The sequence below is a fragment of the Dethiosulfatibacter sp. genome (genome assembly GCF_983023055.1).
Window position 1 is genome coordinate 1 of record NZ_CEZJXU010000311.1, and the last position, 3,178, is coordinate 3,178.

Consider the following 3,178-nt stretch of genomic DNA (forward strand, 5'->3'; position numbering starts at 1 on the left):
ACGATGTACAACCTTGAGGAAACACCTGAAATAGTATTTTCTGTATGTGTTTCAAATGATTTTGAAACGAGTAAAGAAAAGGCTGAAAAAGCTCTTGATGTATCCTTTGAGGACCTAAAGAAAAAATACATGGATCCCCTTACCAAACTGTCAAAGGGAGAAAATATTTCAGCAATGGAATCCATGCAGGAAGTAATGGCATGGAATACCATCGCAGATCATAAGAACCACAGGGTATTTACATCCCTAACAAGATTTTGGATAGACAGAAAGTTCGGAGGATGGTTCATCTGGCTTGACGACATCCTCATGCACGGATTGATAAATGCATATTCAGGAGACTGGACTATGGCTAGAAACTGCATGAAATCGGCAATGGATAATACCACCCCTGAAGGTAACCTTGCCTGTTTAATGTCAGAATTCACAGAATGGGTTGACCGGTCTCAACCGCCTATTACAAGCTTCATAATCTACAAGTATTATCAGCTGACGGGAGACAGACAGCTTCTTGAAGAAATCTATCCAGTTCTTTTAAAGGCCAATTTGTGGTGGTATGAAAACAGGGATGGAAATGGAAATGGAGTCCTTGAATACGGAAGCTCCCAGGTTGGAAAGGGACACTTCAACGGAACCAAGCTTGCAGCAAAGGACGAGGCAGCAATGGACAATAGTCCAATGTATGACAGTGCAAAATTCATTAAGGAAACTAATACCATCAATATGGAAGATATTGCAATGAATAGTCTTCTTGTACTTGATGGTGAATGCCTGTCCCATATTGCAAAAATAGTAGGGGATAATGATAATGCTGATTTGGTTCTTGAAAAATCAAAGAATTTAAAGAAGAAAATCGATGAAAATCTCTGGGATGAAAAGAATGAATTATATGCAAACAAACACTGGGATGAGGGCTTTGTATGTCCAAGCCCTACAAGTTTCTATCCACTTGCAGCTGGAGTGCCTGAAGGTGAAAGGGTTGACAAGCTTATTGATCATATTTTCAATGAAGAGGAATTTTGGACTGAAATGCCTATGCCTTCAATTTGGTTAAAGGAAGAATCGGTAAACGACAATGTTTACTGGAGGGGAAGATCATGGCCTCCTCTTAACTTCATAACCTATGTGGGACTTAAGAGGTATGGAAAATTCAAAGAGGCAACTAAGCTTCTGAACCAGATAATGAAGCATTATACTAGACTCTGGGATGAAGAGAAAGCATGTTATGAAAACCACAATACTTTTACAGGTGAAGGAAGCGACTCTGTAGATACTGATCCATTCTACGGATGGGGAGCTTTATATCCTCTTATGTGGACTTTGGAGCATATAGACATTGATCCCTGGAATGGTTTCCATTTCGGAAATCCGGAAGGTAAAGATTTTGAAATAAATGGATTCAAGATGGCTGATGGTGTCTATACTCTGAATTGCAGCAAGGAAGGAACAGTCCTTGTGAAAAATGGTGCTGAGATCGTAAAAACAGATGCAGTTGGAAGATTTACCCACTTTGAATGCAGCGACCATTATATTGCAGTTGTTGTTCCTGTTCAGGAGAATGACTGTACTATAGCCCTTGGTACTGGGAAGCCAATCAAGGTTCTGATAAATGGAGTGGAAAGTGAACTTAGCAATACTGTAGCTGTAAAAAAAGGTAAGTCAATAAAAATAGAAATTTACAAATAGATTCTACTACTGAAGTGTCAACAGCAATGAGTTGTTGGCACTTTTTTGGAAGGTGAGATATGAAGATATACAACAGCCACTCCCATTTTGGCGTGGATATAGAAAGAGAAAAAATAAATCTAAAATACATATTCGAAAAATCCTATGTGGGATGGCAAAATACCCTTCAATCTGAATCCAAAAAAGATATAAGGGTTTATTTTGAAAAGAATATGACCATGAAAGCATTTGTTCAACTAAAGCTTTCTATTGAAAAGCTTTATGGACAAGGACTTGTGCTTAGTGAAGAAACCTGGGATATTTTTGATGAGAGGATTAAGAAAGCTTATCTTGACCCTGACTATGAAAATCATGTATTAAGAGAGATATGTGGCTATGATGAAATACTTCTTGATGACTGGATAGATATTAGAAGTAGTGGAAGCAACGGAGTGGATTGCAGTGTTGCATTGAGATGCGACTTCATGTTTTATGGATATTCACGGGAAGGTCTTCTTTCCTGCGAGGCTAATCCCTTTGACTTCTTTGATTATGTCCCGGGAAATATTGACGATTATGTCACTAAAATAAGGAACTATATACGTGAGTCCTATGAAAAGGAAAAATGTACTGCGCTGAAGGTATGCATGGCTTATTTCAGAGACTTGGCTTTTGTGGATGTGACCAGGCGTAAGGCAAACTTTGTTTATGAGGACGTAAACAATCCTGAATATATAAGATGTTTTCAGGATTATATAATGAACAAGCTTGCTGAAATAGCAGGAGAATTCAATATTCCAATACAGCTTCATACAGGTCTAGGACAGATTTATGGAACAAGCGCCATAAACCTTATACCTCTTATGAAGAAGCATGAAAATGTGAGGTTTTCTCTTCTACACGGAGGTTTTCCATGGACAGATGACCTTCTTGCTGTGCTTTACGACTGTCCAAATACCTGGCTCGACATATGTTGGATGCCTATTCTTTCAACAAATATTGCAAAAGATACCTTGATAAATGTTCTTGAGCTCATAGGAACGGACAGGGTCATGTGGGGATGCGATGCATCTACTGTTGAGGAAAGCTATGGAGCACTTCTTGCAGCATATGACCTTATTGACGAGATAAATGGATACTTCGTAGATAAGGGTGTCTTTGGCGAAGATTTTGGTGAGAGGCTTAAGGAGAAGATATTATACGATAATGCTGCAGATTTATTTTGTAGTATAGATGAGAGAGTAGTTATGAATTGAAGAAATCCTTCTAGATATCAAATTCTAGAAGGGTTTTTATTATACTGAGTTATTGCCCTATAAATCTGTAAATCTTCAAGTCGATTTTGCCAGATTCTTTAAAGACGACGCCTTCATCTTCAAGCATCTGTCTTTGAAGAAGTCCGCCATTTTCAGGAGGCAGAGATATTTCGCCCTTGGAGTTTATTACCCTGTGCCAGGGAAGGCTGTGTTTTCTGCTCATGGAATGAAGAATTCTTGAAACCTGCCTGGCTCCC

Annotated in this window: 3 protein-coding genes; 2 read left to right on the forward strand and 1 reads right to left on the reverse strand. The window is 38.8% G+C overall.

The genetic code is table 11. The features are described 5' to 3' along the window. On the forward strand, nucleotides 1-1,686 hold a 1,686-nt coding region (locus AC3AX0_RS10140), incomplete at its 5' end, for an MGH1-like glycoside hydrolase domain-containing protein (RefSeq protein ID WP_487550175.1). A gap of 59 nt (nucleotides 1,687-1,745) precedes the next feature. Beyond that, nucleotides 1,746-2,921 (forward strand): amidohydrolase family protein, encoded by a 1,176-nt coding sequence (locus AC3AX0_RS10145; protein ID WP_487550176.1) that lies wholly within the window; start codon nucleotides 1,746-1,748, stop codon nucleotides 2,919-2,921. A 49-nt stretch (nucleotides 2,922-2,970) separates the two neighbouring features. On the opposite strand, the gene AC3AX0_RS10150 is transcribed toward AC3AX0_RS10145, so the two are convergent. Further along, nucleotides 2,971-3,178 (reverse strand): MGMT family protein (locus AC3AX0_RS10150; protein ID WP_487550177.1); only part of this gene is annotated, 208 nt, incomplete at its 5' end.